This window comes from Archangium violaceum, from assembly GCF_016887565.1.
Lineage (GTDB): Bacteria > Myxococcota > Myxococcia > Myxococcales > Myxococcaceae > Archangium > Archangium violaceum_B.
The window spans coordinates 4,385,896-4,412,525 of the sequence record NZ_CP069396.1; the positions used below are offsets into that span (position 1 = coordinate 4,385,896).

The 26,630-nt window shown below is 70.0% G+C and carries 20 protein-coding genes; 10 read left to right on the forward strand and 10 right to left on the reverse strand.

What is annotated here, in order from left to right; translation table 11 throughout:
* Window positions 1-43 precede the first annotated feature (43 nt).
* On the forward strand, window positions 44-1,546 hold the full coding sequence (locus tag JRI60_RS18145; protein WP_239470594.1) for a kelch repeat-containing protein: 1,503 nt from the start codon (window positions 44-46) through the stop codon (window positions 1,544-1,546).
* 115 nt (window positions 1,547-1,661) lie between these two features.
* On the opposite strand, the gene JRI60_RS18150 is transcribed toward JRI60_RS18145, so the two are convergent.
* Window positions 1,662-2,723 (reverse strand): cell envelope biogenesis protein TolA, encoded by a 1,062-nt coding sequence (locus JRI60_RS18150; RefSeq protein WP_204227117.1) that lies wholly within the window; start codon window positions 2,721-2,723, stop codon window positions 1,662-1,664.
* A gap of 282 nt (window positions 2,724-3,005) precedes the next feature.
* Here JRI60_RS18150 and JRI60_RS18155 point away from each other — a divergent pair, with 282 nt between their 5' ends.
* A complete protein-coding gene (locus JRI60_RS18155; RefSeq protein WP_204227118.1) occupies window positions 3,006-3,881 on the forward strand; it encodes a 2-oxo acid dehydrogenase subunit E2 in 876 nt (291 codons plus the stop codon).
* Window positions 3,882-3,924: 43 nt separating this feature from the next.
* Here the strand turns inward: JRI60_RS18155 and JRI60_RS18160 are convergent, their stop codons facing one another.
* Window positions 3,925-4,872 carry a zinc metalloprotease HtpX gene (locus JRI60_RS18160; protein ID WP_239470595.1) on the reverse strand — a complete coding sequence of 316 codons (948 nt, stop codon included), beginning with the start codon at window positions 4,870-4,872 and terminating at the stop codon, window positions 3,925-3,927.
* A gap of 238 nt (window positions 4,873-5,110) precedes the next feature.
* Between JRI60_RS18160 and fni the strand changes: the two genes are divergently transcribed.
* The 6 genes from fni to JRI60_RS18190 all read left to right on the forward strand — a co-directional run bounded on the left by fni (window position 5,111) and on the right by JRI60_RS18190 (window position 11,602).
* Window positions 5,111-6,196 (forward strand): type 2 isopentenyl-diphosphate Delta-isomerase, encoded by a 1,086-nt coding sequence (gene fni / locus JRI60_RS18165; RefSeq protein WP_204227119.1) that lies wholly within the window; start codon window positions 5,111-5,113, stop codon window positions 6,194-6,196.
* Between the two features lie 45 nt (window positions 6,197-6,241).
* Entirely contained in the window at window positions 6,242-7,570 is a 1,329-nt protein-coding gene (locus JRI60_RS18170; protein ID WP_204227120.1) for a hydroxymethylglutaryl-CoA reductase, degradative, read from the forward strand.
* 138 nt (window positions 7,571-7,708) lie between these two features.
* Window positions 7,709-8,656: a mevalonate kinase gene (mvk, locus tag JRI60_RS18175; protein WP_204227121.1), complete on the forward strand. Its 948-nt coding sequence runs from the start codon at window positions 7,709-7,711 to the stop codon at window positions 8,654-8,656.
* Window positions 8,653-9,645: a diphosphomevalonate decarboxylase gene (gene mvaD / locus JRI60_RS18180; protein ID WP_204227122.1), complete on the forward strand. Its 993-nt coding sequence runs from the start codon at window positions 8,653-8,655 to the stop codon at window positions 9,643-9,645. Before mvk ends, mvaD begins: the two co-directional genes overlap by 4 nt.
* Window positions 9,645-10,724, forward strand: a complete 1,080-nt coding sequence (locus tag JRI60_RS18185) for a mevalonate kinase family protein (protein ID WP_204227123.1) — start codon at window positions 9,645-9,647, stop codon at window positions 10,722-10,724. The genes mvaD and JRI60_RS18185 overlap by 1 nt, the downstream gene beginning before the upstream one ends.
* A gap of 8 nt (window positions 10,725-10,732) precedes the next feature.
* Entirely contained in the window at window positions 10,733-11,602 is an 870-nt protein-coding gene (locus JRI60_RS18190) for a DUF4846 domain-containing protein (protein WP_204227124.1), read from the forward strand.
* A 79-nt stretch (window positions 11,603-11,681) separates the two neighbouring features.
* On the opposite strand, the gene JRI60_RS18195 is transcribed toward JRI60_RS18190, so the two are convergent.
* The 4 genes from JRI60_RS18195 to JRI60_RS18210 form a co-directional block, all read right to left on the reverse strand.
* Window positions 11,682-12,686, reverse strand: a complete 1,005-nt coding sequence (locus tag JRI60_RS18195) for a zinc-dependent alcohol dehydrogenase family protein (protein WP_204227125.1) — start codon at window positions 12,684-12,686, stop codon at window positions 11,682-11,684.
* A gap of 32 nt (window positions 12,687-12,718) precedes the next feature.
* Complete coding sequence (locus JRI60_RS18200; RefSeq protein ID WP_204227126.1) at window positions 12,719-13,753, reverse strand: aldo/keto reductase; 1,035 nt, start codon at window positions 13,751-13,753, stop codon at window positions 12,719-12,721.
* A gap of 125 nt (window positions 13,754-13,878) precedes the next feature.
* The gene (locus JRI60_RS18205; RefSeq protein ID WP_204227127.1) at window positions 13,879-15,351 is read right to left on the reverse strand and encodes a putative metal-binding motif-containing protein; all 1,473 of its coding nucleotides are present in this window, start codon (window positions 15,349-15,351) and stop codon (window positions 13,879-13,881) included.
* Window positions 15,348-16,115, reverse strand: coding sequence for a hypothetical protein (locus JRI60_RS18210; protein WP_204227128.1), 768 nt, complete (start codon window positions 16,113-16,115; stop codon window positions 15,348-15,350). Before JRI60_RS18210 ends, JRI60_RS18205 begins: the two co-directional genes overlap by 4 nt.
* 173 nt (window positions 16,116-16,288) lie before the next feature.
* Between JRI60_RS18210 and JRI60_RS18215 the strand changes: the two genes are divergently transcribed.
* Window positions 16,289-20,404: an MG2 domain-containing protein gene (locus tag JRI60_RS18215; RefSeq protein ID WP_204227129.1), complete on the forward strand. Its 4,116-nt coding sequence runs from the start codon at window positions 16,289-16,291 to the stop codon at window positions 20,402-20,404.
* A gap of 51 nt (window positions 20,405-20,455) precedes the next feature.
* A complete protein-coding gene (locus JRI60_RS18220) occupies window positions 20,456-21,211 on the forward strand; it encodes a hypothetical protein (RefSeq protein ID WP_239470596.1) in 756 nt (251 codons plus the stop codon).
* 47 nt (window positions 21,212-21,258) lie between these two features.
* Here JRI60_RS18220 and JRI60_RS18225 read toward each other — a convergent pair whose 3' ends face one another.
* Genes JRI60_RS18225 through JRI60_RS18240 form a run of 4 tightly spaced genes read right to left on the reverse strand, consistent with a single transcriptional unit; the run spans window position 21,259 to window position 26,621 of the window.
* Window positions 21,259-21,906: a hypothetical protein gene (locus tag JRI60_RS18225; protein WP_204227131.1), complete on the reverse strand. Its 648-nt coding sequence runs from the start codon at window positions 21,904-21,906 to the stop codon at window positions 21,259-21,261.
* Window positions 21,903-23,813, reverse strand: coding sequence for a hypothetical protein (locus JRI60_RS18230; RefSeq protein WP_204227132.1), 1,911 nt, complete (start codon window positions 23,811-23,813; stop codon window positions 21,903-21,905). Before JRI60_RS18230 ends, JRI60_RS18225 begins: the two co-directional genes overlap by 4 nt.
* Window positions 23,813-24,628: a hypothetical protein gene (locus JRI60_RS18235; protein WP_204227133.1), complete on the reverse strand. Its 816-nt coding sequence runs from the start codon at window positions 24,626-24,628 to the stop codon at window positions 23,813-23,815. Before JRI60_RS18235 ends, JRI60_RS18230 begins: the two co-directional genes overlap by 1 nt.
* Window positions 24,618-26,621 carry a hypothetical protein gene (locus JRI60_RS18240; RefSeq protein ID WP_204227134.1) on the reverse strand — a complete coding sequence of 668 codons (2,004 nt, stop codon included), beginning with the start codon at window positions 26,619-26,621 and terminating at the stop codon, window positions 24,618-24,620. Before JRI60_RS18240 ends, JRI60_RS18235 begins: the two co-directional genes overlap by 11 nt.
* Window positions 26,622-26,630 lie beyond the last annotated feature (9 nt).

A 26,630-nucleotide genomic window follows, 5' to 3' on the forward strand; every position in this document is an offset into this window, starting at 1 on the left:
TTTGGGACAGGGCAGGGCCCGGTCGCCAGGTTGGAAGGCCTGGGTGGCGGCGTTGGGCCTCGTGGCCGCCTGCGGACCGCGGGAGGCGCTGTACGAGGCGAAGATCCTCAGCAACGCTTGTTCTGGCACGCCCGCGCTGGAGGGGGTCCACTACCTGCGCTTCCGCGTCACCGGCGCGGGGATGGAGCCCGTGGAGCGCTACGTCCCCGTGGAGCGGGGCGCGACGGAGTTGCCGGCCGTGCCCGCGGGCACGGGTCGGGTGCTGGAGGTGCGTGGCTACACGAACCTGCCCGGCGAGGGCGGTCGCGTGGTGGCCCTGGGACGCTCGCGTCCCTTCGACGTGCCGGAGTCGGCCGAGGCCCAGCGCCCGTCGATCGGCGTCGCGCTGCGCCGGGTGGACACGTATGTGTGGCCGGCCAGGGCTCGCGGTGGGTGCGCCTCGCTCGAGGAGCCTCGCGCGGGGCACACCGCGACGGTGTTGGAGGACGGCCGGGTGCTGCTGGCCGGGGGAATGCGGGCCGAGGTGGGGCAGCCAAGCTCCACGCTGTCCTCGGCGGAGCTCTTCGACCCGGTGACGGGCATGCTCGAGATGGCGCCAGAGCTGGGCACGGGGGAGGGGAGTGACTTCCAATCCTCGCCGCGTGCCTTCCACACCGCGACACGGCTCCCGGGCGGCAGGGTGCTGCTGGCGGGTGGTGCGGTGGAGTCGGTGGAGGGCACGATGCCCCTGCGGAGCGCCCTGGTGCTGGACGTGGCGGGGCGGACGTACACGGCGGTGGAGCTGAAGCGCGCGCGCAGCCACCACGCGGCGGCGGCGGACTCGGGCGGGCGCGTGCTGCTCGTCGGTGGCATGGACTCCGCGGGCTCGGTGGTTCCAGATGCCGAGGGCTTCGACCCCGCGACGGGCCAGGTGTTCTCCGTCAGCACGCCTGTGCCTCGGGTGGGCATGGGGGTGATGCCGGTACGGGACGGACGGAGCATCGCCGTGGTGGGCGGCTCGGACGGGACGATGCTGCGCCCGGAGGTGCTGTTCTTCTCGTACGAGGGCGGCTCCTTCGTGCCCTCGGGCGAGACCGGACGGCTGCGGGAGCCCCGCCGCGACGCCGCGCTCGTTCCGTTCGCCGGGTCGGAGCGGTTGCTCTACGTGGGCGGGCATGCCTCGGCGGATGGCGCGGAGAACGGGCGGATCCTGGCCTCCTCGGAGCTCGTCTCCCCGAGCGACGTGACGGCCGGGCCGCAGGTGTTCGCCAGGAGCGCCATCTGCGCGGTGGCGCTGCCTGACGGGCGGGTGATGACCATCGGCGGGCGGCGGTCCACTCCGAACGGCATCGTGAGCGACTCGCACGTGGAGATGCTCGTCCCTGGCAAGAACGGCGCCGCCCCGGGGTTGCTCGGACTGAAGCCGTTGGAGCGGCAGCGGCACTACCACTCGTGCTCGGTGCTGGAGGACGGCTCGGTGCTCATCGCGGGAGGGCTGGACGACAGCGGCAACGGGTGGACGACTCTGGGTGACCTGGTCATCTACACGCCGGTTCCGCTGGACTGATCCTGGAGGCGATGGGGCCCGGTTGGAACCCGAGGCCCCAGATACCCTCACCCCGACCCTCTCCCGGAGGGAGAGGGAGGGGATGGGGGATGGGGGAGGGGGGAGGGGGATTGTGTTACGCGGTGGGGGCCGTGGGCTTCTCTTCCGGGTTCTCGCCCGCCGCGGGCTGCTCGCTGCCAGCGGCCCCGCTCTGCTCGGACGCCGTGGCCACGGCCTGCTGCTGCGCGGTCTCGGCCGCGGCTCGCGCCTGCGCGGCCTCCTCCACCTTCCGATCGCTCGCCGCCATCTCGTCCGGCGTCAGCTCCGTGCGCTCGGCCAGCATGCCCGTCTTCTTCTCCAGATCCTTGATCGCCCGGCGCAGCAGATCCCTCTCCAGCAGCGTCCGGTTCAGTCGCTTCTCCAGCGCCTTGTACTTGTCCTTCACCAGCTCCAGCTCGCTCTTGCTGGCGGAGAAGATTCGCTGCTGCGAGTCGGCCCGGCCCCTCACGCGCTTGAGCTCGCGCTCCAGGTCCGCCGCACGGCTCCGCTCCTTGTTCGCCGTCGCCTCCAGCCGCTCCATCTTCTCGCGGTCGGCGTCGTTCAGTTCACGGTAGCGCCGCGCGCCCTTCTCGGCCGCGGGCTCGGCCGGGGCCACCGTGGCGGCGGGCGCCACCGTCGTGGTCGCGGTCACCACCAGCTCACTCGTCGGGGCCGACAGCTGCTGCTGCGCGGCCGGCGTGGCCGTCACGGCGGCCACCGGCGCGGGGGCGGGAGCGGCGGCGCGGCGGCCTCCCCGGCCCATCTCCATCTCCGACTTCAGCCGGGCGATCTCCGCCTCGGCTTGGGCCAGCTCTCCCCGGACCACCTCGAGCTGCGTGGAGGCGTTGCGCTCCACCTCGGCGCGCGCCTTGGTCAGGTCCTTCTCGCCCTTCTCCGACTCCTTCTGCTCGTAGATCTTCCGCTTGGCCTGCTTGAGCTGCTCCTTCACCTCCTGGAGCTGGGTGCGCTGCTCATCCAGCTCCTTGCGCTTGCGGTCCAGCTCGGACTCCAGGCGGGACGTACGGGCCTTGGTGTCGGCATCCAGCTCGGCCCGCCCGTGGGACGTGGGGAGCGCGGCGGCCTGCTTCGGGCCGAAGAAGATGTAGCCGAGCGCCGCGAGGAAGCCCAGCGAGACGACGATGAGGAGTGCTACCAGCACGAGGGTGACCTCCAGGGATGATGCAAAAAGCGGCGCAGCCTAACGTCAGGGGACAGGACGTCAATAGGTCTCGTTGCCCGCTCTCCAGCCCTTGGACCGAGCCCTTCCCCGTCCCTTCCCCCCATTTGGGAGACGTGGTTCACCTCTCAACGTAAGGGTCTGGATGCCAGGATGCTCGGAGGGCCCGGGTGTCGGTGAGCAGGGCAGGGGGGCTTTCTCCGGACCCGGGAAACACGTAATGGTGGACGGCTCGTTCGTACCGTCTGGAGGAACCCCCGCGTCATGGCTCACCTGGAGCTCATTCCCAAGGAGAACGTCTCCAGCTTCCGCAAGCTCGCCATCGGAAGCTGGAAGACCGCGTATGACCCGACCGTGTACGGGACGATGACGCTTCGGATGGACAAGGCCCTGGCCTACATCGAGGCCTTCCGTCAGAAGACGGGCATCCGCCTCACCGTCACGCACCTGCTGGCCAAGGCCATGGCCGAGGCCCTGCGCCGCTGCCCGGACGCCAACGCCATCCTGCGCTTCAACAAGATCTACCTGCGCAAGCGCGTCACCGTCTCCACCCTGGTCGTGCAGACCGATGGCGGCAAGGTGGACCTGACCTCGGCGAAGATCGACGACGCCGAGCAGAAGACCCTCCGGGAGATCTCCGCCGAGCTCGAGGCGGCCGTTCAGAAGGTCCGTCAGCGCAGGGACGAGGCGCTGGAGAAGAGCAAGGGGACCATCCAGAAGCTCCCCTACATGTTCCTCAACTTCTTCACCTGGTTGATCTCCTTCCTCATGTACACGCTGAACCTGGACATGACCTGGGCGGGCATGCCCCGGGACGCGTTCGGCTCGGCCATCATCACCAACGTGGGCTCGCTGGGGCTGGACACGGCGTACGTGCCGCTGGTGCCCTACACGCGTGTGCCCATCTTCATCGCCCCGGGCGCCATCAAGGACGCCGCGGTGGTGGAGAACGGCAAGGTGGTGCCGGGGAAGATCATGAACGTGAACGCCTCGTTCGATCACCGCTTCATCGACGGCTTCCACGCCGGCATCCTGGCCACCACGCTGCGCGAGATGTTGGAGAACCCCTTCGAGCACTTCGACAAGCTCGACGACGTGGCCCCCGTACTGCCGGCGGCCGAGGCCAAGGCCGCGGTGTAGGAGCCCCACCCGCTGGGGGCGGGGCTCCTATCGGCCCGGAGCCCTACGCCCAGGCGCTACGCCAGGCGCGGGAGCCCGAGCGGGCCCCCATCTCGCGCAGGCGGCGCACTCGCTCCGGGATGGGCGGGTGCGTGGAGAACAGGCGCATGATCGCCCCGCCGGACAGCGGGTTGACGATGAAGAGGTGCGAGGTGGCCGGCGCCCGGTCATAGGGCATCAGCTCCGCGCCCCGCTCCAGCTTCAGCAGCGCGTCCGCCAGGGCATTCGGGTCTCCACACAGCTGGGCGCCCGTGGCATCCGCGCCGTACTCGCGCGAGCGGCTCACCGCGAGCTGTAGCAGCGTGGCGGCGATGGGCGCCACCAGCAGCACGCCCAGGTTGCCGAGCGTGTGGCCGAGCCCGTCCTCGTCGTCATCGCGGCTGAGCATGGAACCGCCGAACCAGAAGAGCATCTGCGCCGCGTAGCTGATGACGCCCGCCAGCGTGGCCGCCACCGTGCCGATGAGCGTGTCGCGGTTCTTCACGTGTCCCAGCTCGTGCGCCAGCACCCCCTCCAGCTCCCGCTGATCCAGGATGTCCATGATGCCGGCCGTCACCGCCACCGCGGCGTGCTCCGGGTTGCGGCCCGTGGCGAACGCGTTGGGCGTCCGGGTGGGCAGCAGGTACAGCTTCGGCTTGGGCATGCCCGCGCGCGCCGCCAGCCGCTCCACCATCTGGTGCAGCCACGGCGCCTCGGCGTACTCCAGCGGCTGGGCCCCGTGCATGGCCAGGGCGATCCGGTCGCTGAACCAGTACGAGGCGAAGTTCATCACGATGACGAAGAAGCCCGCGACGACGAGCCCTCGCGGGCCGCCCAGGCGCTCGCCCACCAACAGCAGGAGCGCGGTGAGCCCGGCCAGCAGCACCGTCGTCTTCAGCGCGTTGCTCAGCCGGTGGCCCCAGCCGCTCCCGCGCGGACCCGGACTCTCCCGGGTCGTCGACGATCCATACATCCCGCCAGCACTCATGACGTGTCCTTGCCTTTCCCTTCCCTCTCTCGGGGTCTCAGGAAAACGTAAGCAGGCGACGGGGCGCGTCAAACGCCAGGGGACCCCCGTCCGGTCTCCTCCTTGTTCACCCGGACTCCCCGTATGAGCCGTTGAACAGGCGTGGCTTGCGCCTGCCTGGGCCACTTGCTAGGGAACCACGGATAACGGACACTCTCGACATCATTGGAATTTTTTAGAACACATGCCATCCAAAGGTCAGGCGGGACTCAGGGGTGAGGAGGCGACGGCGAAGCGCAAGGATGCCCACCTGGATCTATGCGCCACTGGGGATGTCGAGCCGCAAGGGAACAGCACGTTGCTGGAGGACGTGCGGCTGGTGCACTGCGCGATGCCGGAGATGGCCGTGGACGAGGTGGACCTCACCACGGAGTTCCTCGGCAAGCGGCTGCGCTACCCGCTGCTCATCACCGGCATGACGGGAGGCACCGAGCGGGCCGGGGTGGTGAACCGGGACCTGGCGACGCTGGCCGAGCGCCACGGGCTGGCCTTTGGCGTGGGCAGTCAGCGGGCCATGGCGGAGAACCCGCAGCTCACGGAGACCTTCCAGGTGCGCCAGGTGGCGCCCACGGTGCCGCTGCTGGGCAACATCGGCCTGTACCAGGCGGTGGGCATGGGCGTGGACGGCGTGAGGCGGTTGGTGGAGGACATCGGCGCGGACGGCATCGCGCTGCACCTCAACGCGGGCCAGGAGCTCACCCAGCCCGAGGGCGATCGCGACTTCCGCGGTGGCTACAAGGTGGTGGAGGGGCTGGTGCGTGCCTTCGGCTCGCGCCTGCTGGTCAAGGAGACGGGGTGCGGCATTGGCCCCGAGGTGGCGCGCCGGCTGGTGGAGCTGGGCGTGCGCAACCTGGACGTGTCGGGGCTGGGCGGCACCTCGTGGGTGCGGGTGGAGCAGCTGCGCGCCTCGGGCGTGCAGGCCCAGGTGGGCGCCGAGTTCTCCAGCTGGGGCATCCCCACCGCGGCGGCCATCGCCTCCGTGCGGCGGGCCGTGGGCCCGGACGTCCGGCTGGTGGCCTCGGGTGGACTGCGCACGGGACTGGACGCGGCGAAGGTGATCGCCCTGGGCGCGGACCTGGCGGGCACGGCGCTGCCGCTCTTCCGGGCCCAGCAGGAAGGCGGACTGGAAGGGGCCGAGCAGGCGCTCGCCGTCATCCTCTCCGGTCTGCGTCAGGCGCTCGTGCTCACCGGCAGCAGGAGCTGCGGTGAACTGCGTCAGAAACCCCGGGTCATCATGGGCCAGTTGAAGGATTGGCTCGCGGCACTGTAGGGATTATTCCCGCGGCTGGAGGCTCCCACCGCGGTGGAGAGGATAATGTCCGAAACGTTGACGTCCCGGTTGTCTGGTTTCCACAAGCTGTCGATGGTCGCTCGGCACGAGAAGCTCGCCGAGATGTTGCAGCTGGACGAGATGGACCTGGCCCAGCTCCAGGGCATCAGCGCGCTGCAGCCCGGCCTGGCCAACCAGATGATCGAGAACGCCGTGGGCACGTTCTCCCTGCCGCTCGGGCTGGGACTGAACATGCAGGTCAACGGCCGTGACTACCTGGTCCCCATGGCGGTGGAGGAGCCGTCCGTGGTGGCCGCGGTGTCCTTCGCCTCGAAGATCGTCCGCGAGTCGGGCGGCTTCAGCGCCGAGGCGGATGACCCCATCATGATCGGCCAGGTGCAGCTCACCCGGTATGGGGACCCCACCGAGGCCACGAAGAAGATCCTCGCGGCGAAGGAGGCCCTGCTGGCGCTGGCCAACAGCTTCCACCCGTCGATGGTGAAGCGCGGCGGTGGTTGCAAGGACATCGAGGTGCGCGTGCTGCCGGCCCCCGAGGGCCCGCGCGGCGAGCCGCTGCTCGTCGTCCACCTGATCATCGACACGCAGGAGGCGATGGGGGCCAACCTCATCAACACCATGGCCGAGGGCGTGGCGCCGCTCATCGAGCAGCTCACGGGCGGCAAGGTGTTCCTGCGCATCCTCTCCAACCTGGCCGACCGGCGGCTGGCGCGTGCCACGTGCCGCATTCCGGTGGAGGCGCTGGCGGACTTCGACATGCCGGGCCACCTCATCGCCGAGGGCATCTACCAGGCGAGCCGCTTCGCCCTGGCCGACCCGTACCGGGCGGCCACGCACAACAAGGGCGTCATGAACGGCATCGACTCGGTGGCCATCGCCACGGGTCAGGACTGGCGCGCCATCGAGGCGGGCGCGCATGCCTTCGCCGCCCGGGACGGGCAGTACCGGCCGCTGTCGACGTGGCACGTGGATGACGGGCACCTGGTGGGCCGCATCGAGCTGCCCATGTCGCTGGGCACGGTGGGTGGCCCCATCAAGGTGCACCCGGGCGTGCAGGTGGCCATGAAGCTGCTGCGCGTGGAGTCGGCGCGTGAGATGTCCATGGTGTTCGCGGCGGTGGGGCTGGCGCAGAACTTCGCGGCGGTGCGCGCGCTGGGCTCCATCGGCATCCAGAAGGGCCACATGGCGCTGCACGCGCGGTGCGTGGCGGTGACGGCGGGCGCGCGGGGTGACTGGGTGGAGAAGATCGCGGACCTGCTGGTGACGGCGGGCCACGTGAAGGTGGAGAAGGCGCGGGAGATCATCGCCGCGCTGTCGGAAGAGGATTTCCGCGCCGCCACGGGCACCGAGGGCTGAACCACTCCCTCTCCGAGCAGGAGAGGGCCAGGGTGAGGGAGGGGCATGTCCGGGTGTTCGAACCCGTGTAGGCCCCCTCTCCCTCTGGGAGAGGGCTGGGGTGAGGGTCTCCCTCCCGCCAGCCCATGACAGGACATCATGGATACGAACGACACTCTGGTGGGCTTCGGCGCGGGCAAGGTCATCCTTCTGGGTGAGCACAGCGTGGTGTACGGCTACCCGGCGCTGGCGGGTCCGCTGTCGCGCGGTGTGACGGCTCGCGGCGAGCCCTCGAACAAGTGCCAGCTGGTGATCCCCGACGCGCTGATGCCGGAGCAGCGCAAGGTGCTGAAGGCGGCCTTCGCGCGGGCGACGGCGGCGTGCGGTGAGCCCGGGGTGAAGGTGTCGTTCGAGACGGATCTGCCGCTGTCCATGGGGCTGGGCAGCTCGGGAGCGCTGTCGGTGGCGTGCACGCGGGTGCTGCTGCAGGCCGCGGGGCGCAAGACGACGGCGTCCGAGGTGGCGGCCGTGGCCTGGGAGATGGAGCAGGAGTTCCACGGCACGCCGTCGGGGGTGGACCACACGACGAGCGCCATGGAGCAGCTCATCCTCTACCGCCGCAAGCCGGGCGCGGAGCAGGGCCGGGCGAAGGTGGTGGAGAGCCCCCGGCCGCTGAAGCTGGTGGTGGTGATGGCGGGCGCGCGCAGCCCGACGAAGCAGACGGTGGGCGCGCTGCGCGAGCGCCAGAAGCGCTGGTCCGAGCGCTACCAGCGCATCTTCCGGGAGATCGGCCTGCTGGCCTCCGAGGGCGCCGAGGCGGTGGAGGAGGGCGATCTGGAGGCGCTGGGGGACGTGATGAACGTCAACCACGGCCTGCTCGCGGCGCTGGGCCTGTCCTCGCCGGGGCTGGACGACATGGTGCACCGGCTGCGCAACATGGGCGCGCTGGGCGCCAAGCTGACGGGAGCCGGGGGCGATGGCGGTGCCGTCATCGGCCTGTTCAACGACACGGAGCCGGTGGTGCACGAGCTCACGCGGCAGGGCATCCGGTGCTTCGACAGCCAGCTGGCGGGTCCGCGCGCCGAGGGCGCGAGGGGGGCGGCATGAAGTCCACCGCGCTGGCGCACCCGAACCTCGCGCTGGTGAAGTACTGGGGGAAGCGGGATGACGCGCTCATCCTCCCCCACCAGTCGAGCCTGTCGATGACGCTGTCGCCGCTGTCGGTGCGGACGACGGTGGCCTTCGGGGTGGGCTCGGCCGACGAGGTGGAGCTCAACGGCTACGTGGCCAAGGGCAGCGAGCGCGACCGCGTGTTGCGCGTGCTGGACGCGGTGCGGGCCGAGGCGAAGGACGCGAAGCTGGGCCCGGCGAGGATGGTGTCGCGCGGGGACTTCCCAGCGGCGGCGGGCCTGGCGAGCAGCGCGGCGGGCTTCGCGGCGCTGGCGGTGGCGGCGCGCGCGGCGGCGGGGCTTCCGGCGGACCCCAGGGCGGCCAGCATCCTGTCCCGGCTGGGCAGTGGCTCGGCGTGCCGCAGCGTGCAGGGCGGCTTCTGCGAGTGGATGCGCGGCGAGCGCCCGGACGGCACGGACAGCTACGCGGTGCAGCGCTTCGACGAGAAGCACTGGCCGGAGCTGCGCATGGTGGTGGCCATCGTCAACCGCGACGAGAAGGAAGTGAAGTCGCGCGACGGCATGAAGAACGCGGTGGAGACCAGCCCGTACTACTCGGCGTGGGTGAAGGACGCCGAGGCCGAGGTGGTGCGTGCTCGCGAGCTCATCGCCCGGAAGGACCTGCAGGCGCTGGGCGAGCTGTGCGAGCGCAACGCGTGGCGGATGCATGCCACGTCGCTCGCGGCGGATCCGCCGCTCTGCTACCTGCTGCCGAAGACGCTGGAACTCATCCACTCGCTGCGCGAGCAGCGCAAGAAGGGCGTGCCGGTGTGGTTCACGCTGGACGCGGGGCCGAACCCCTGCATCCTGACGGACGCGGCCAACGAGGTGGCGGCGGAGGCGGTGGCCAGGGCGTGCGGAGCCATCGAGGTGGTGCGGTGCGTGCCGGGCGGTGACGCGAAGCTGCAGACGGAGCACCTCTTCTGATGGAGCGCGCGCTCTCGGCCCCGGGGAAGCTGTTCGTGTCCGGCGAGTACGCCGTGCTGTGGGGCGGCGTGTCGCGCGTGGCGGCGGTGGGTCCGCGGACGTCGGCGCTGGTGCGTCGGCGCTCGGACAGCCAGGTGCACGTGTGCGTCGAGGAGGGGACGTTGTCGGGGCGGACGACGCCTCGGGGCGTGAAGTGGGAGCGCGAGGTACCCCCGGGTTTCTCCTTCGTGGCGCGCACGCTGGACGAGGCGCTGCGGCTGTACGGGCGCGAGTCCGTGGGCTTCGACCTGGCGGTGTCCCCATCCGCGGTGGGGCCCAATGGGAAGAAGCTGGGCATGGGCGGCAGCGCGTGCGCCACGGTGCTGGCGGCGGACGCGGTGCGCTTCGTGCTGGAGGAGAAGTTCGACGCGCTGAAGGTGGCGCTCGTCTCCCACGCGGCGGCTCAGGGCGGGAAGGGCAGTGGCGGTGACGTGGCCGCGAGCTACGCGGGCGGCGTGGCGCGCTACCGGCGCTACGAGGTGTCCGGCCTCATCGAGGCGTCGAGCGCCGGTGGCTACCGCGCGGCGCTGGACTCGGCCCCGCAGGTGGACGTGTGGCGGCTGCCGACTCCCAGGCTGAGCCTGGGGTATGCCTTCACCGGGGAGAGCGCCTCGACGCGGGTGCTCATCTCCCAGGTGGAGGCGAAGATGGGCGAGGCGGGGCGCCGGGCCTTCGTGGAGCGCTCGGACGCGCTGGGGCATGAGATCGAAGTGGGGCTCGGGGGCGGGGACTTCCGCGCCTTCTCCGAGGCCGTGCGCGAGCAGCACGCGCTCCTCCAGGAACTGGGCCCGCTGGAGACAGAGCCGATGCGCCGGGTGCTGGGCATGGCCTCGGCGTACGGGTGCGTGGGCAAGCAGTCCGGCGCCGGAGGCGGGGATGGGTGCATCCTGTTCGCACCGGACGCGGAGAAGCGCGCCGCGCTGCTCGAGGGCATCCGCTCGCGGGGTTTCCACACATTAGAGCTCGAGGTGGAGCCGGGCGTTCGCGGCGAGGCTCAGCCCGACGCGCGGCTGCGCTCGTGGCTCGACGCCTGGAAGTGAGCCATCTCATGAGGAAGGTGCCGCTGGCGGTCGTGTTGCTCGCTGCTCTCCTGTTGCTCCCGGGAGTCGCGTGGGCGGCTTCATCCGAGCCCCGTGTTCCCTCGAAGGAGGAGCGGGCCCGCTATCCGTGGCTCTCCGCGGAGCGCCCCATCCGCTCGCTCGGCGAGGCGATTCCTCCTCCGTCCGGCTACTCGAGGGTGGCGGTCGAGGAGGGCTCCTTCGGGGCGTGGCTGCGCGGCCTGCCGTTGCGTCCGGAGGGGACTCCGGTGCGGGACTTCCGGGGGCAGGAGCTTCGCGCGGGGGATGATGCCTTCGTCGCCGCGGTGGCCGAGCTGGACGTGGGCTCGGCCAACCTCCAGCAATGCGCGGACTCCATCATCCGCCTCCATGCCGAGTGGCAGTGGTCGCGCGGACAGAAGGAGCGTATCGCCTATCGATTCACCAGCGGGCACCTGGCGGCCTGGCCTCGTTACTCGGCCGGAGAGCGCACCCGCGTGTCAGGCTCCAAGGTGACGTGGGTGAAGAGTGGGGCGGTGGATGGCTCGCGCGCCTCGTTCCGCGCGTACCTGGACCTGGTCTTCACCTACGCGGGCACGTTGTCCCTGGCCACCGAGAAGCAGCGGCCCGGGCGCGAGGACGTGCGGCCGGGGGACTTCTTCGTGCTGGGTGGCAGCCCGGGGCACGCCGTGCTGGTGCTGGATGTGGCGCGCAATGCCGCGGGTGAGCGGGTGGCGTTGCTCGGCCAGGGGTTCATTCCGGCGCAGGATTTCCATGTCCTCTCGCCGGGCCAGAAAGGTCCCTGGTTCTCCCTGGAGGCCGACACGGTGGCCACGCCGTTCTGGCAGCCGTTCCCGTGGTCCTCGCTGCGCAGGTTCTAGAGACCCTCACCCCGTCCCTCTCCCAGAGGGAGAGGGGAGGGGGCTCGGTTACGGCTCCACTGAGCGCCAAGGGTTCCGTTCACCACTCGAGGCAGATCTTGCCGAAGTGGCGACCCGACTCCTGACGGCGGAAGGCGTCGGCGATGCCTTCGAGCGGGAAGCTCGAGTCGATCACCGGCTTGATGCCGTTCGCCTCGATGGCGCGGATCATCGCGAGCTGATGCTCGCGCGAGCCAACGGTCAGTCCGCTGATCCGCACGTTGCCCGACATGATGGCGGCCGTCGGCACCTCGCCGGCAAAGCCCGCCAACACGCCGATGAGCCCGATGTGGCCCCGCAGGCGGCAGGCCGCGATCGACTGCGTGAGCGTACCGGCGCCGCCAATCTCGACGACATGGTCGACTCCGCGCCCGCCGGTCAGCCGCTTCGCGGTGGCACCCCAGGCTTCGTCTCGTTTGTAGTTGATGACATGGTCCGCACCCAGTGCGGTCAGTCTCTCGAGCTTCTCGTCGGAGGACGAGGTGGCGATGACGCGCGCGCCAGCGGCCTTGGCGAACTGCAGCGCGAAGATCGACACGCCGCCCGTGCCTTGGACGAGCACTGTCTCACCGGGCATGAGCGTTGCTTCCACGAACAGTGCGCGCCAGGCGGTGAGCGCGGCGCAGGTGAGCGTCGCGGCCTCGGCGTGGCTGTATCCGGCTGGCGCGCGGGTGAAGGCGGTCGCGGGCGCCACCACCTCCTCGCGCGCATAGCCGTCGTCCGCGTCGCCAGGCACCGAGGACAGACTTTCGAGCGTCGGCTCACCGCCCAGCCAGCGCGGGAAGAAGGTGCTGACGACGCGGTCACCGGGCGCGAACCCGGTGACCCCCTCTCCCACCTCGACCACCTCGCCGGCACCGTCTGACATCGGAATGCGGCCATCGGGCGTCGGGCCCCTGCCAGTCACGACGAAGTAGTCGTGGTAGTTGAGTGAGCTGGCGTGCAGCCGCACCCTGATCTCACCTTGGCCAACTGGCGGTATCTCCGCCGTCCCGAGCTCCAGCCGCTCGAGCCCGCCGGGTTTCCTCAGCCTGATCGCACGCATCCTGTCCTCCCTGTTCCATTCCCTCTCGGGTATCAAGACTTCAGGAAGGTATTGTTCTCGCCGAACCGCTGATGGTGCCAGTAGGGGTAGGCGGGGGGCGTGGTGCTCGCCGCGTCGAGCTTCGCCACCTGCTTCGGGGTGAGGTTCCAGCCGATCGCGCCCAGGTTCTGGCGCAGTTGCTCCTCGGTGCGTGCGCCGATGATGACGTTGGCGACCGTCGGCCGCTGCAGCAGCCAGTTGATGGCCACCTGCGGCACCGTCTTGCCGGTCTCCGCCGCCACCTCGTCGAGCGCATCCACGACCCGGTAGAGGTACTCCTCGGGGATCTGGGGGCCGCCCGCGGCCGTCTGGGAGTTCTGGAGCCGGGTGCCCTCGGGCAGGGGCTGGCCGCGGCGGATCCTGCCCGTCAACCGGCCCCAACCCAGCGGGCTCCAGGCGACCGCGCTGACCTTCTGGTCGAGCCCCAGAGGCATCAGCTCCCACTCGTAGTCGCGCCCGACGAGCGAGTAGTACGCCTGGTGGGCCACGTAGCGCGCGAGGTTGTAGCGCTCCGACACGGCCAGCGACTTCATGAGGTGCCAGCCCGGGAAGTTCGAGCAGCCGATGTAGCGGATCTTCCCGGCGCGCACGAGGTCATCGAGCGTGTTGAGTGTCTCCTCGACGGGGGTGATGGGGTCGAAGCCGTGGAGCTGGAAGAGGTCGATGTAGTCGGTGCCCAGGCGGCGCAGGCTCCCCTCGACCGCGCGGATCAGGTGGTAGCGCGACGAGCCCGCGTCGTTGGGTCCGGAGCCCGCGCGGAGGGTGGCCTTGGTGGAGATGATCACCCGCTCACGGCGGCCCTTGATGGCGTGGCCGAGGATCTCCTCGGCCATTCCGCCCGAGTACACGTCGGCCGAGTCGAACATGTTCAGCCCGGAGTCGAGTGAGATGTCGACGAGCCGGGTGGCCTCCTTCGCGTCGCTGCTGCCAAAGCCCTTGAAGAACTCGTTGCTGCCTCCGAACGTCCCCGTGCCGAGACAGAGGACGGGAACCTTGAAGCCCGAAGCGCCGAGTTGTCTGAATTCCATGGAGTCGACCTGCTTGTTGGAGGCCCGCATTCGTGCGGAGCGGCCCCCAAGCTACCCAAGCGAACGGGGAAGACTCCAGGGCACGGCGGTGTACTCGCCGCCTGGTGGCCCCAGGCCAGGGCATGCTACGGCCCCCAGTAGAAGCCGGTGCCGTCCTCGGCCACGCTCCAGAGCTCGTCCGATGACAGCGCCTCGAGGCTCGTGAAGCCCTGCGTGCCGAAGCGGAAGTCCACCCACTGCCTCCCGTCGAAGCGGACGATGTCATCCGTGTTCAGGAGTCCGATGACGGAGTTCCTCCCGAAGGACACTACGTCGAGGATGTCCGGGGAGACGCCGCCGTCCACGTAGATGGGGTACTGGGGCTTCGTGGTCCACGTGCCCGCCTCGCGTTCCAGCAGCAGCCCCTGGTCTCCCGAGGCATAGGCGAGGCCCGGGCTCACCACGTGCACGGACTGGAGGGCGTACTGCCCCTCGGCGGACGGCGGCAGCGGCTCCCTCAGCCACGTGCCACCATCCGGGTTGGCGTGGTAGGCGACCGGCACCGTGCCCTCGGCCGTCCCCACGGCGATGAGCGTCCGCGGGTCGAGCCCATGGATGGAGCGCAGGTCCGCGTCCACGTGCGCCACACGCACCGGGTCCGCCGGGTAGTCCCACCGGAGGATGTCCCCGGACCTGCTCACCGCGTAGAGCGTCGTGCCCCCGTCTCCCTCGAACCCCACGATGTCCTGGATGGCCGCGCCGCCCCCGTCGAAGGACGTCAGCGTGCAGGGCTGCCCGACGGTGGTCGTTCGCGTGGCGAGCCGACCCAGCGAGGAGCCCATGAAGACGCGCCCGTCGTTCGGCCGCGCCCAGGCGGTGGACCACGCCCCCTCGCAGTCGGTGAACTGCCGCACGTCGAAGCCACCGTCGGCCTCGCGGCTGGCGTAGGCGAGCACACCATTGCTATCGCTCACGAACCAGGCCCGGCCGCGCGCGTGAGGGGCCACGTCCCGGAAGACCACTCCGCTGATGGGCGGTGTCGTCCTCCACTCGACGCCCACGCAGACGGGCTCCGGGTCCACGCGGGTGTCGCAGTCGTTGTCGAGGAAGTCGCAGCGCTCCTCCAGGCCGGGTGCGATGGAGGCGGAGCGGTCGTCGCAGTCCGTGCCCCTGGAGGCGGCGCTCACGTAGCCGTCCCCATCCTCGTCGCGCGCGCTCAGGCCCAGGGAGACGTCCGCGGTCCCCTTGTCGGGAACTTCCACCCGTGCCGTCGCGGTGGCCACCTCCGGTCCGGCGCACGAGCTCTCGCGTGCGAAGGCCGTCACCACCACGGTGTGGCTCCAATCGACCCTGCGGATGAAGCCCACCTCGCGGGTGCCCTTCCCCTCCAACACTGGAGGCTCCACCGGGAGCTCCAGCGTCTTCGAGGACGCCTCCGCGTCCGCGAGCCGCAGCGTGACGCAGCCCGGACGGAAGCCGTCGTAGGACAGCCGCACGCGGACCTGGCAGGGGTGGTCCGCATCGCAGCCGCTCGGGCGCTCGGCCTCGAGCTCGTCGATGTCCGGCACGGTGCAGGTGATGCAGAGCAACCCGAGTCCCACGGCCACGACGCGCTTCATGGCGACACCTCCGCCTGTGGCGACGGCGTCCTGTCCGCGAGGAACCAGGTGATGGCCGCCCCCGCGGCGGCGGTGACAGCCGCGCCCAGGAGGACATTGGCCGCGAGCGCCTGCCCTCGCGCGCTGTCCAGGTGCGCCTGCCGGTCGCTGTAGAAAGCGGCCTCGCGCGCGTCGCTCACGTTGCCGCGTGATTTCAGGCCGAAGTAGCCGCCCACGCCGCCGAGCACCGCGCCCGCCCCCAGCAGCGCCAGTGGGAGCACCGGCGTGGAGCGCGAGGTGCGCACCTCCGCTTCCGCCCCGGTGGATGGGACGAGCGCGGGAGCTGGCGTCTGCGCGAGCTTCGCGTCCGGCACCGCGCGCGGCGCGTCCGACGGTGGGCGCGGTTTACGTGCCAGCTCGCGCTGGACTTCACGGCGCACGTTCTCGAAGTCACGCGCCACCTTGGGGGATACCTTCACCGGGAGGCTCGCATCGGGCCGCAGCGTAAGGCCAGCGCGGAAGGCGGCCAGGGACTCCTGGCGCCGCCTCAGGTCTCCAAGCACGAGGCCCCGGTAGATGGCCACCCGGGCCCGCTCTCCATCGTCGCGCGCGAGGATGCTGGCGCTTTCGAGCACACCGAGCGCGCGCTCATAGTCGAGGTCCTCATAGGCACGCGCCGCGGCCTCCATGCGGCCCTCGAAGTCCGACGCAGTGGAGGCCGACGGCTGGCTCCATGCTGGCGACGCCAGCATCAGCACGAGGCCGAGCACGATTCGCAGATTCATGGGCGCGCAAGATACCAATCCGGCTCTGGGCCGCGAGACGTTCCGACACTCCCGTCCCACGGCGTAGCACGGACCCATCCTGGGTAAACTTGTAAATCCGGAAGAATGTCCAGACAGACCTTTCGAGACACCCATCCGTTCTCAAGCTCCTATTCTCTGTCCCAGGGAATTTCATGCTCGAACACGTCGTCCCGCGCGTCCTCCTCGCGCTCGCCACCGTTGGCCTCGTCCTTCCCCTGACCCTCCAGCAGCAGCAGCCGGTACTGGCTGCCCGGGCGGACACGGCTTCACTCGGCGGGCCCGACCGCTCTCTGACCTTCATCAGCACCGACAAGCCCCTCTACCGGCCCGGTGAGCAGGTGCTGGCGCGAGGCCTCATGCTCAAGGCCCGCGGCCATACCCCCCTGGCGAACGCGGAGGAGGCCACCGTGGAGATCCGGGGTCCCAAGGGAGACGTCGTCACCTCCACGAGGGTGGTGAGCCAGAACTCGGTCTGGGGCTACTCGTGGACCATCCCGGAGGACATGGCCGGGGGCGAGTACACGCTCCGCCTCACCTCCGCCCATCCCTGGAAGGGTCATGCCCCCGCCGAGCGCAAATTCGACGTGCGTGCCTACCGCGCTCCCCGGCTCAAGTCGCAGATCGAGTTCCTCCGCGATGGTTACGGACCGGGGGACACGGTCACCGCCACGCTCGACGTGAAGCGTGCCGAGGGCGGCGTTCCCTCGGGCGCCCGGGTCACCGCCACCGCTCTCGTGGATGGCGTCACCGCGGCGCAGGTGACGGGCGTGGTCGACGCGCGAGGGTTGTGCACCGTCAGCTTCAAGCTGCCCACTCGGATCGAGCGGGGCGAGGGCTCTCTCGCCTTCGCCATCGAGGACGGTGGGGTGGTCGAGACGGCGGCCAAGACGATCCCCATCCTGCTGCAGACCCTCGATCTCACCCTGTATCCGGAGGGCGGCGACCTGGTGGCGGGACTGCCCTCGCGCGTCTATTTCCAGGCGCTGACGCCCGCGCAGAAGCCCGCGGACCTGTCCGGCGCGGTGATCGATCTGGCCACGGGCCAGGTGGTGGCGCCGGTGCGCTCGGAGCACGAGGGCCGGGGCCGCTTCGAGCTGACCCCGAAGGCCGGTGTGAAGTACGCGCTGCGCATCGACGAGCCCTCGGGCATCCGCAAGCCCTTCCCACTGCCCGAGGTGAAGGCCCGGGGCGCCGTGCTCCGCGCGAGCGAGGACGTCATCCCCGCCGGACAGCCCGTGGTGCTCACCGTGGGGCTGTCGGGGGTGAAGCAGGCGAAGCTGACCCTGAGCCAGCGCGAGGTGGAGCTCAGCTCGTCGCTGGTGGACCCGAACGAGAAGGTCATCCTCGACCCGAAGGACGCGGATGGAGTGCTCATCGCCACCGTGTGGGACGCCGACGGCCGTCCGCTCGCGGAGCGGCTGGTGTTCCGCCAGCCCGCGAAGGCGCTGTCCATCGAGCTGAAGGCGAACAAGCCGCGCTATGTGCCGGGCGACCAGGTGGCGCTCACCGCCCGGACGACGCGCGGAGGCAAGCCGGTCTCGGCGCTGGTGATGCTCACCGTGACGGACGACGCGGTGCTGGAGCTCATCGAGAAGCGGGATCAGGCGCCCCAGTTGCCGGTGATGGTGCTGCTCGAGCCCGAGGTGAAGGAGCTGGCCGACGCCCAGGTCTATTTCGACGAGAAGAACCCCAAGGCGAAGCTGGCGGTGGACCTGTTGCTGGGCACTCAGGGCTGGCGGCGGTTCGCGCTGGCGGACGCCGAACAGTTCGTGGCCCAGCATGGCGATCCGGCCCGGCGCGCGCTCGCCGTGGGGTTCCAGTTCCCGGTCGATCGGTTCGAAGGGGTCCCCGCCTCCGCGGGGGCGCAGCTGCCCCCCATGCCCGCCCCGGCGCCTCCGGGGGCGCTGGTTCCCCAGGCCGCGCATGCCCCCCAGGGCGTGCCGGTCCCCCAGGTCGCGCCGCCCGCCGCTCCCCCAGTCCCATCCGCCAAGAAGCCCGTGGTGCCCAGGGGCATGGCGGAGGCGGAGCCCAGGGCCAGGAAGGCGGCCCCACGGCAACCGGACATCGCCGCGGAGATGCCAGCAGCGGACAAGATGATGGCGGGGCTGGAGGTGGAGCCCGTGGTCTATTTCCGCGAGTACGCCCACACGGTGCGGCCCGGGCGCAAGCCGGGGGACCGCGTGGACTTCACGGAGACGCTCTTCTGGAACGCGGGCGTGCGCACCGACCCGAAGACGGGGGAGGTCCGCGTCTCGTTTGGCCTGAACGACTCGGTCACCAGCTTCAAGGCGTTCGCGGGGGCCGTGGGGGATGACGGCGCGCTCGGCTCGGCGGTGGCCACGCTCGAGTCGGTGCAGCCCTTCTATGTCGAGCCCAAGTTGCCGCTCGAGGTGACGTCCGGGGATGTGATCCAACTGCCGCTGGCGCTGGTGAATGGCACGTCCACCACGCTCCAGGGAGCGGCGGTGAAGGTCGGCCTGCGCGGTGACGTGAAGGCGTCCTCCCTCAGCGGGATGAACCTGGCCGCGAACGAGCGGGCCCGGCGCATCCTGGAGTTGAAGGTCGGTTCCCAGTCCAGACCCGTGGACGTGACGCTCACGGCGACCGCGGGCAGCTACGTGGACACGGTGAAGCGGACGCTGAGCGTCAAGCCCAATGGCTTCCCCGTCCGCGCCTCGTTCGGCGGGCTGCTGTCGGCACGGCAGCCGGTGGTGCACCCGGTGACGCTGCCCGCCAACCATGTGCGCGGCAGCGTGAAGACCTCCATCGCGGTGTACCCCTCGCCCCTGGCCAACATGACCGAGTCGCTGGCCCGGCTCATCCAGGAGCCCTCCGGCTGCTTCGAGCAGACGAGCTCGACCACCTATCCGATGACGATGGCGCAGCAGTACTTCCAGACGCATAGCGGGGTGAGCCCCGAGCTGGTGGCGTCGGCGCGCGAGAAGCTGGAGACGGGCTACAAGCGGCTGGTGGGCTTCGAGTGCTCGGAGAAGGGCTACGAGTGGTTCGGTGAGAATCCGGGCCACGAGGCCCTCACGGCGTTCGGGTTGATGCACTTCAGCGACATGAAGCAGGTGCGGGACGTGGACGCCGCCATGCTCGAGCGCACGCGGGCCTGGCTGTTCAAGCAGCGCGATGGCAAGGGAGGCTTCGAGCGGAAGCGGCGCGCGCTTCACACCTGGATCGAGGACTCCGACACGTCCAATGCCTACATCCTCTGGGCCCTGCTGGAGAGCGCCGACAAGCCGGCGGAGCAGGCCCGTGAGCTGTCCAAGGAGGTGGGCGCGCTGAAGGCGGCTGCCCTCAAGAGCCAGAACAGCTACGTGCTCGCGCTCGCCGCGAACGTGATGGCGCTCGCGGGGGAGGGGGGCGAGGCCCGCAAGCTCATGGAGCGGCTCGCCGCGAAGCAGGGGAAGACAGGGGTGGTGGAGGGGGGCACGCAGTCGATCGTCGGCAGCTCGGGCGAGACGCTCCAGATCGAGACCACCGCGCTGGCGGTGCTGGCCTGGCTGAGGGAGCCCTCCCACCTGGTGAACGTGGAGCGCTCGATGCGGTTCCTGGCGGACTCGTGCGAGGGAGGCCGCTACGGCTCGACCCAGAGCACGGTGCTCGCGCTGCGAGCCATCGTCGCCTATGACCAGGCGCGCTCGACGAAGCGGGCTCCAGGCTCGGTCCGCGTCTACGTCGACGGCCGGCCCGTGGGCGGCGCCGTGAAGTTCGATGGCAGGGCGCAGGAGGCGCTCAAGCTGCCGGACGTGTCCGAGCTGCTCACCGCGGGCGAGCGGAAGATCGAGCTGCGGATGGAAGGCGGCTCGGAGCTGCCCTACTCGATCGAGGTCACCTACAACGCCCTCGTGCCGGCCAGCTCGCCAGACACCCGGGTGGACCTGGAAGTGGCGCTGGCGAAGACGGCCCTGACCGAGGGCGAGCCGACCGAGGCGCGCGTCTGGGTGACGAACCGGAGCGACCAGAAGCTGTCCACCACGGTGGCGATCTTCGGTGTGCCGGGCGGTCTCGAGGTCCGGCATGACCAGCTCAAGGAGCTGGTGAAGAAGCACACGGTGGATGCCTACGAGGTGATCGGCCGCGACGTCGTCCTCTACTGGCGGGGCATGGAGCCGCGGAAGAAGCTGGAGGTGCCCTTGTCGCTGATCGCGGCGGTGCCGGGCACCTACACGGGTCCGGCCAGCCGCGCGTACCTGTACTACGCGGACGATCACAAGGTCTGGCGCGACGGCCTCGCGGTGTCCATCGCTCCGAAGCAGTGACAGCTAAATGTTGCGGGATCGACAGAATCACGCGTGCTAGCTTGCACGGTCATGCGTACTTCCCTCCGACTGTCTTCTCTCCTCCTCGCCGCCTCCCTCGCTGCCGGCTGCCTCGGCTCCGAGACGGAAACGGACACCCTCCAGACCACCGAGCAACAGGCCACGGATCCCGCGTTCCGCGTCTACAACATCGTCGAGGCCGTGCTCCCGGCCGCCAACTACGACGGCGTCGCTGGCAACGAGTGCGTCGCCCTCCTGAACCCCGAGCACCGCCTCCGCAAGATCATCCTCGTCGAGACCGCGGGCGCCGGCGGCTCCTGCGCGCTCAACGCCTACACCGCTGGCACCGCCCTCAGCTTCACCTGGGGCGACACCTCCGTCTACCAGGGCTCGTCCGGCATCACCGCCATCCGCGCCGCGCTCTCCGACAATGACGGCGCCGTTCACCGTCTCGTCGGCTCGATCACCTCCGAGGCCGCCGCCCTCGCCAACCTGCATTCCTTCTTCACGCTGAGCGACGCCCAGCAGGCCAGCCAGCTCGCCACCTTCACCGCCATCCAGGTCCACTCCATCTACGACTTCGAGGGCCAGGAAGAAGTGTTCGCCGAGGCCGCCTACCAGGCCGTCCGCGTCACCCAGCCCTGCGAGAACCCCGGCTCGCCCCACCTCGACGCCCGCGTCCACAACGGCTTCGTCTACGGCTACACCGCCAGCAACACCGGCAGCTGCCACAGCGGCTGGTTCTCCAGGTTCCACACCTACAACCGCAACTGGCGCCTCGTCGCCAGGTATGACTACTCGGAGTAGTCCGAGCTCGTCGGGGGCTCGGCGGTACCTCTCCTTCGAGCCCCTCGTCAGAACTCGATGACGATGCTGACCCGACCAGGCAGGTCCTGCTTCTGCTCGGGCTTCAGCCGGTAGCCCGGGCTGGAGAGGACGCCCAGGACGCAGTCGCGTTGCTTCCCGCTCAGCTCGCCGCCCGTTCCCACGGGCTCGAGCGCATGGTCGGAGACGGAGCCGCTCGCGGCGTTCACCGCGGCCGTCCAGCGCAGGGCCCCGGGTCGCTCGGTCCCACTGAAGCACTGGGCCAGGCGCGGGCTGCGCGCCGCGACCTGAATGCGGAAGTCGTCCAGCCAGCTCGGCGAGGTCTGCGCCTCGTTCTGGTAGCTCCCCCGCCGCTGGCGCTCCATCCGATCGCTGAATGCCTTCGGCTTGCTCGCGGGTGGCGCGGGCTTCTTCGGCTTCACCTCCGGCGCGGGTTCCACCACCGGCTCCGGTGGCGGCGCGGGCGGCGACGGCGCGCACTCACAGCGCACCAACATCGCCAGGAGCAGCAGCGCGGCGATCGTCACCACTCGACGAATACGTCTCCGCCTCTTCTCGCGTCGAACGGCTGGGATCTGCTCCACCCGCTCGCGTGTCGCCCGCCTCATGAGCTCCGCCGAGCGGCGCAGCTCCTTCTTGCGCCGGCGCAACTCGCGCCGAAGCTCCCTGGGGGTCATTCGGTGAGCCTCCACCCGAAAATGAGTGCGCCCTTCGAGTCCCGCCACTCCACCGGCTCGAGCACGATCGGCGTGAAGACGGAGGGCGCCTCGGGCTCGGGCGGCCTGAAGGGCCATGGCAGCGGATCGGCTGGCGCGAGGCGGATGCTCCCGGCGAAGGTCGAGCGCGTGGGTGACAGCGCCCGCGCGTTCCCGCTCACCGAGTCATCGAGGTGGCTCAGGCCGTCGAGGATCGACTGGGTCCGATCCATGAGCTCGCCGGCCGTCCGGCTCTGCGACTTCGCCGTCGTGGATTCGACGGTCAGGGGCCGGAGCACGTCGAGCACGTGCTTGAGCGTCGGAACGTTGGCCCGGCGGACGTCCGCGTCTTCCGCTTCGATGTTCTCGAGGAGCTGTCGCACGAACCTCAACACCGACGAGGGCTCCTCGGGGAGCGCGTTGCGCAGCCGCGTCGCCATCTCTCCCGGCTTGCCCCGCGACAGCGGCCGGAGCCGCTCGATCGTCATGTCGAAGGCGCCACCGCGCCGGGCCGTCTGGATGATCCGCTCGAAGGAACGATCGTCTGCGCGCAGCGCCGCGCGCCAGACCAGATCCTCGATGACCTGGTTGTATTCCTGCCGCGGAACCAGCGCCTTCAGCGTGGCGACGACCTCGTCGTTGGTCTCGTAGCGGGAGAGCACGTACGACAGCCACCTCCGTGCGAGCCCCAGGGTGACGGCCGCCTCGCGCGAGGTCTCGGCCTGCTGCATGGCGTACGCGAAGGATCGCAGCGACTCCTGCAGATCTCCCACCTCCAGGAAGCCCACGCCCCGGTGCAGCGCGACGACTGAGCGCTCGCGGAACCCGGTGCTCTCATCGAGCTCGAGGAGGCGCTTGCCTCGTTCGCCCGAGGTCAGCGCGCCGCGCAGCTCCGTCGAGTCGCTCGCTCCCACGAAACCGATCCAGGCCTCGAGCTCCTTCCCGTCCTTGCGGTGGATCAGCTCGTCGATGATCCCGAACATGAGCTCCTGGAGCGCGTCCGGATCCTTCGACAGCGGTTGTGCCCGGGCGAACAGGAACAGCCGCCGCTCCCGGTTCAGCGCCAGCCACTCCCGTGGGGTCCAGGTCAGGCTTCGTCGAAGGAACGCCGCCTGCGGCGAGTTCTCGGGGAAGGTCTCCAGCTTGCTCCGGAGCTCCGCCGCACCGGCCGCGGAGACGCCGGCCACCCGGGCCTGCTGCGCGATACTCCGAGCGTCGCGACGCGCCTTGCGCGCCTTCAGGTCCGCGAGCACCAGGTCGAGATCGAAGATGCGCGCCTCCACCACCGACAGGTTCCGGACCTTCTCCCGCACCAGGGTGGCGCGCGACTCCACCAGCAGCTCACGCAGGAGCCCGCCCGCGTTCAGTCGATCCTCGAGGTCGAGGAACGGGGTCCGTCCGGACCGCAGCGCCATGGTGGCCGGCAGCAGACAGCTGGTCCGGAAGAAGGTCACGGAACGCAGCTCCTCCGCCGAGAGCACGTCCTGCAGCGAGATGAACCGCTGCTGGCGCCCGACCTCGAAGACGTCCCACGGCGCGGGCATCGAGGGCGTCGGGCCTTTGCTGAGCCCGTGGACGACCATGTTGTGCAGCCCCAGCGGCCAGAGGCCCGCGCCCTCTCGCTCGTCATCCTCGAACCCGTCCTGGCACAGCCCGAGGCTCCCGAGCGCTGCCCACACCACGGAGCGGAATTCAGGATCATCTCGTGGGCGCTCGCCCTGCTGGAGAAGGCTGTTGCGAAGCAGCCACAGCTTGAGCACGTCCTCCGGACGATGGTCCCGGAGCGCGAGGCGCGCGTTGTAGAAGACCACGGTCTGTCTGGACTCCGTCGCCTCCGCGGCCGCGGCGCTCGACAACAGGCCAGCGATGATGGCGACGACCCAGCGCATCAGAGTGTCCAGCCCAGAGCGAGCGAGAGCTCCCACCAGAACCCCAGGCCTGATCCGGTGACGCCGCCCAACAGCGGCACGGCCAACATCGCCCGCGGCGAAAGGAAACCTCCGGACCCGAAGTACACGTCCACGGAGAGCCCCGCGAGGAGGCCATACCGGGCAGGGTCGACCTGCATGCCGCCCGGCCGCGAGGACTCGAGCTGCCCCAGCTCGTGGTCGGTGAGGCGCGGCGCGAGGAGCGAGGTGGCGACCTGCTGGAACTTCATGCCGCCCATCGACCCCGGGTAGAAGAGGTAGCGGAAGCCGGCGTTGGCCGAGAGCACCAGCTCGGTCGCGGGGAAGAAGCCGGGCAGCGTGGTCACCACGCCCTCCGCCAACGGGTGCCCGACGTTGATGTCGAGCTCGAAGCGGCTGGGGCGGCCGTATTGGCGGTACGGCGTGAGCGCCAGCTTCTCGGTGCTGTCGGTTCCCCACGTGAACGCGCGGGTAATGGCCACCTCTCCCATGAAGCTGCCGAACGGCTTGCGCGCCATGAGCCCAAGGCGGGTGCTGCCGAAGTTGTTCCGCTCGAGGAGGTCGCTGCCGATCAGCCCGAACCCGAGGGTGGACTTCCGCCAGTCGAAACGCACCGACTTCGAGGCCGCGCCGATCATCCGCTCGGTGAGCGCGTCGATCGGCGTGCGGAAGCCCTCCAGCGTGTCGTCGACCTTCTCGGGGTCGGAGGGGGAGGGGTCCGGGGCTTGCGCTTCCGCGGCCTGCGCGGCGCGCGGCAACGACAGGAGGACGAAGAGGACGAGGAGGCTACGGATCATTCGGGAAGCCTCCGTCACCCGGCCGCGGGAACATCGGGCGATAGCACTGCATGCGGTAGGCGTCCCGGAAAAGCGCCTGGACGTTGTAGGTGGCGCTCGTATCGAACGTCGGGTGATCGCAGAAGCGCGTGCATTGCGCCAGGATGTCGCCCACGGGGAACTCGCCCGTCGTCCACGTCTCGCTGGCCCAGGTCTCCTCGCGGGAGCTGACGATTCCGAACGGCACGGTGAACGAGTAGGCCGTCGCGGCTCCGGCGAGATAGCTCTCGTATTTCGCCTTCAACAGGAACGGGAAGTCCCAGAACAGCCCGAGCGCATACGCGGGCTGCGGGGCCGACTGGTGCAGCTCGGGAAGCAGCCCGAGCCCTACCGGCTCCGGCGTGATCGGGGTGCGGAACACGATCTTCCCCTTGTCCGCGTCCGGGCAATAGGAGAACGCATCGCCCGGCTCCGCCGTGATGAGCTCGTTGTTGTAGAAGGTCGCGGTCCCGAACTCTCCCATCGGTATGTTGTCGGAGAGCGGCGTGTGCTCGGGCGCCCGGAACGACATCGAGGTCATCCTCCCCGCCTGGGCCTCCGAGTACTTCCCGATGAACCGGAGGTACTGCGCACGGGTCGTCAGGATCGGAATCTGATTGAAGCGGAACGGCCCGAGCTGGAGGTCGGGGATCTCCGACACCGCGGGGCAATTGCTCGACGCTTCCGCTGGGACCTCGTCGAGGTCGTCGACCGGGTGGTTGGGTGGACACCACAACACCAGTCGCCGGAGTTCCGGGCGATTGGTGTTGTGCACCACGCTGTCGTAGACGAAGGCACCGGTGACTCGCGGCGAGCTCTTGTCCCGCTCGAAGGGCAGCACTTTCTGGAGCGCCTCCTCGAGCACGGTGGCCAGCCGGCCCGTCGTGTCGTCGTGATGGAGACCCAGCACGAGGACCATGTCCCGCCCCTGCATCCGCACCTGATCGATCCGCGTGCGGAACTGGGCTGCGAGCACGTCGGCGAACCCGCGAGCGTTCCAGTCGTCGATGCAGATCTCCGGAGCATCCTCGAGGAAGAGGCGCTGCTCCTGCATCTTGTAATGCGGCGAGGAGATCGTCCGTCGGCATGGGCTCAACATGAGCTTGATCGGGGTGTTCTCGGTGATCGGGCTGCGCAGGACCGGGAAGGCCGGGCGGACCAGCGGGTTCTTTCGCGCCAGCGCCACCGCCTCGAAGGTGCCCCCCTGTGCATCGGTGACGGTCGAGCGCGCACAGACGACCGGGGACTCGGACGCCGACAGCGGAAGCGTGCCCACGTCGAACACGGCCCGATCGGTGGTCTCCACCGGTCCGAAGTCCAGCGGCGGCAGCGCTCCCGGACAGCCCGGAACCGAACCGTAGCCGTACGGGTTCTGGCCGAAGTTCGCGGCGATGGCGCCGTGCCGCCGGTCGGAGATGGAGAAGTGGCGCCGCAGCCCGTACTTCTGCACGTCGTGGTTGCGCAGTGTCGGGAACTGGTGCCGGGCGCGCCATTGCACGTGCGTGTTGGTCTCGTCGAACACGCCGTACACCAGCAGGCTCCGGTTCGTGTGCGCCGGCCCCCTGCCGATGACGTTGATGACCACGCGCGCGTTCAGCGCCATCTCGCCGTCACGGTGGTAGCGCAGCCGCAACCTCACGGCGCGCGGCGGCTCGCCAAGCGCCAGGCTGGTGCTGCCGCACACGCTCTTGGGGCCGCAGTCGACCGGAACGTGGGTGTGAACCGTGCTGAGCTGTGACAGAGGCGTCCAGGGCAGCTCGAAGTGATCGGTGCGGACCGTGAGCTCGATCTGGCTCTCGGGCCCCAGCCCCTGCTCGGCGTTGGCCTGGTAGAAGACGAAGAGCGTGTCCTCCTCCTCGAACCAGGCCACGTCCGCGAGCGAGAAGCCCGCGTTGATGTCGACGATCGGCACCTTCTCGCAGGCGGCGACCGCGATGGCGATGACCCCGATGATCAGCAGGCGCGCGCGGCCCATCCCGTCCAC

Excerpts from the sequence above, each read along its gene's own strand:
- JRI60_RS18220 (WP_239470596.1), top strand. The coding sequence starts at position 20,456 with ATGCGTACTTCCCTCCGACTGTCTTCTCTCCTCCTCGCCGCCTCCCTC.
- JRI60_RS18190 (WP_204227124.1), top strand. The coding sequence starts at position 10,733 with ATGAGGAAGGTGCCGCTGGCGGTCGTGTTGCTCGCTGCTCTCCTGTTG.
- JRI60_RS18205 (WP_204227127.1), bottom strand. The coding sequence starts at position 15,351 with ATGAAGCGCGTCGTGGCCGTGGGACTCGGGTTGCTCTGCATCACCTGC.
- fni (WP_204227119.1), top strand. The coding sequence starts at position 5,111 with ATGCCATCCAAAGGTCAGGCGGGACTCAGGGGTGAGGAGGCGACGGCG.
- JRI60_RS18225 (WP_204227131.1), bottom strand. The coding sequence starts at position 21,906 with ATGACCCCCAGGGAGCTTCGGCGCGAGTTGCGCCGGCGCAAGAAGGAG.
- mvaD (WP_204227122.1), top strand. The coding sequence starts at position 8,653 with ATGAAGTCCACCGCGCTGGCGCACCCGAACCTCGCGCTGGTGAAGTAC.
- JRI60_RS18215 (WP_204227129.1), top strand. The coding sequence starts at position 16,289 with ATGCTCGAACACGTCGTCCCGCGCGTCCTCCTCGCGCTCGCCACCGTT.
- JRI60_RS18230 (WP_204227132.1), bottom strand. The coding sequence starts at position 23,813 with ATGCGCTGGGTCGTCGCCATCATCGCTGGCCTGTTGTCGAGCGCCGCG.
- mvk (WP_204227121.1), top strand. The coding sequence starts at position 7,709 with ATGGATACGAACGACACTCTGGTGGGCTTCGGCGCGGGCAAGGTCATC.
- JRI60_RS18155 (WP_204227118.1), top strand. The coding sequence starts at position 3,006 with ATGGCTCACCTGGAGCTCATTCCCAAGGAGAACGTCTCCAGCTTCCGC.
- JRI60_RS18210 (WP_204227128.1), bottom strand. The coding sequence starts at position 16,115 with ATGAATCTGCGAATCGTGCTCGGCCTCGTGCTGATGCTGGCGTCGCCA.
- JRI60_RS18160 (WP_239470595.1), bottom strand. The coding sequence starts at position 4,872 with ATGTATGGATCGTCGACGACCCGGGAGAGTCCGGGTCCGCGCGGGAGC.
- JRI60_RS18185 (WP_204227123.1), top strand. The coding sequence starts at position 9,645 with ATGGAGCGCGCGCTCTCGGCCCCGGGGAAGCTGTTCGTGTCCGGCGAG.
- JRI60_RS18170 (WP_204227120.1), top strand. The coding sequence starts at position 6,242 with ATGTCCGAAACGTTGACGTCCCGGTTGTCTGGTTTCCACAAGCTGTCG.
- JRI60_RS18195 (WP_204227125.1), bottom strand. The coding sequence starts at position 12,686 with ATGCGTGCGATCAGGCTGAGGAAACCCGGCGGGCTCGAGCGGCTGGAG.
- JRI60_RS18200 (WP_204227126.1), bottom strand. The coding sequence starts at position 13,753 with ATGGAATTCAGACAACTCGGCGCTTCGGGCTTCAAGGTTCCCGTCCTC.
- JRI60_RS18240 (WP_204227134.1), bottom strand. The coding sequence starts at position 26,621 with ATGGGCCGCGCGCGCCTGCTGATCATCGGGGTCATCGCCATCGCGGTC.
- JRI60_RS18235 (WP_204227133.1), bottom strand. The coding sequence starts at position 24,628 with ATGATCCGTAGCCTCCTCGTCCTCTTCGTCCTCCTGTCGTTGCCGCGC.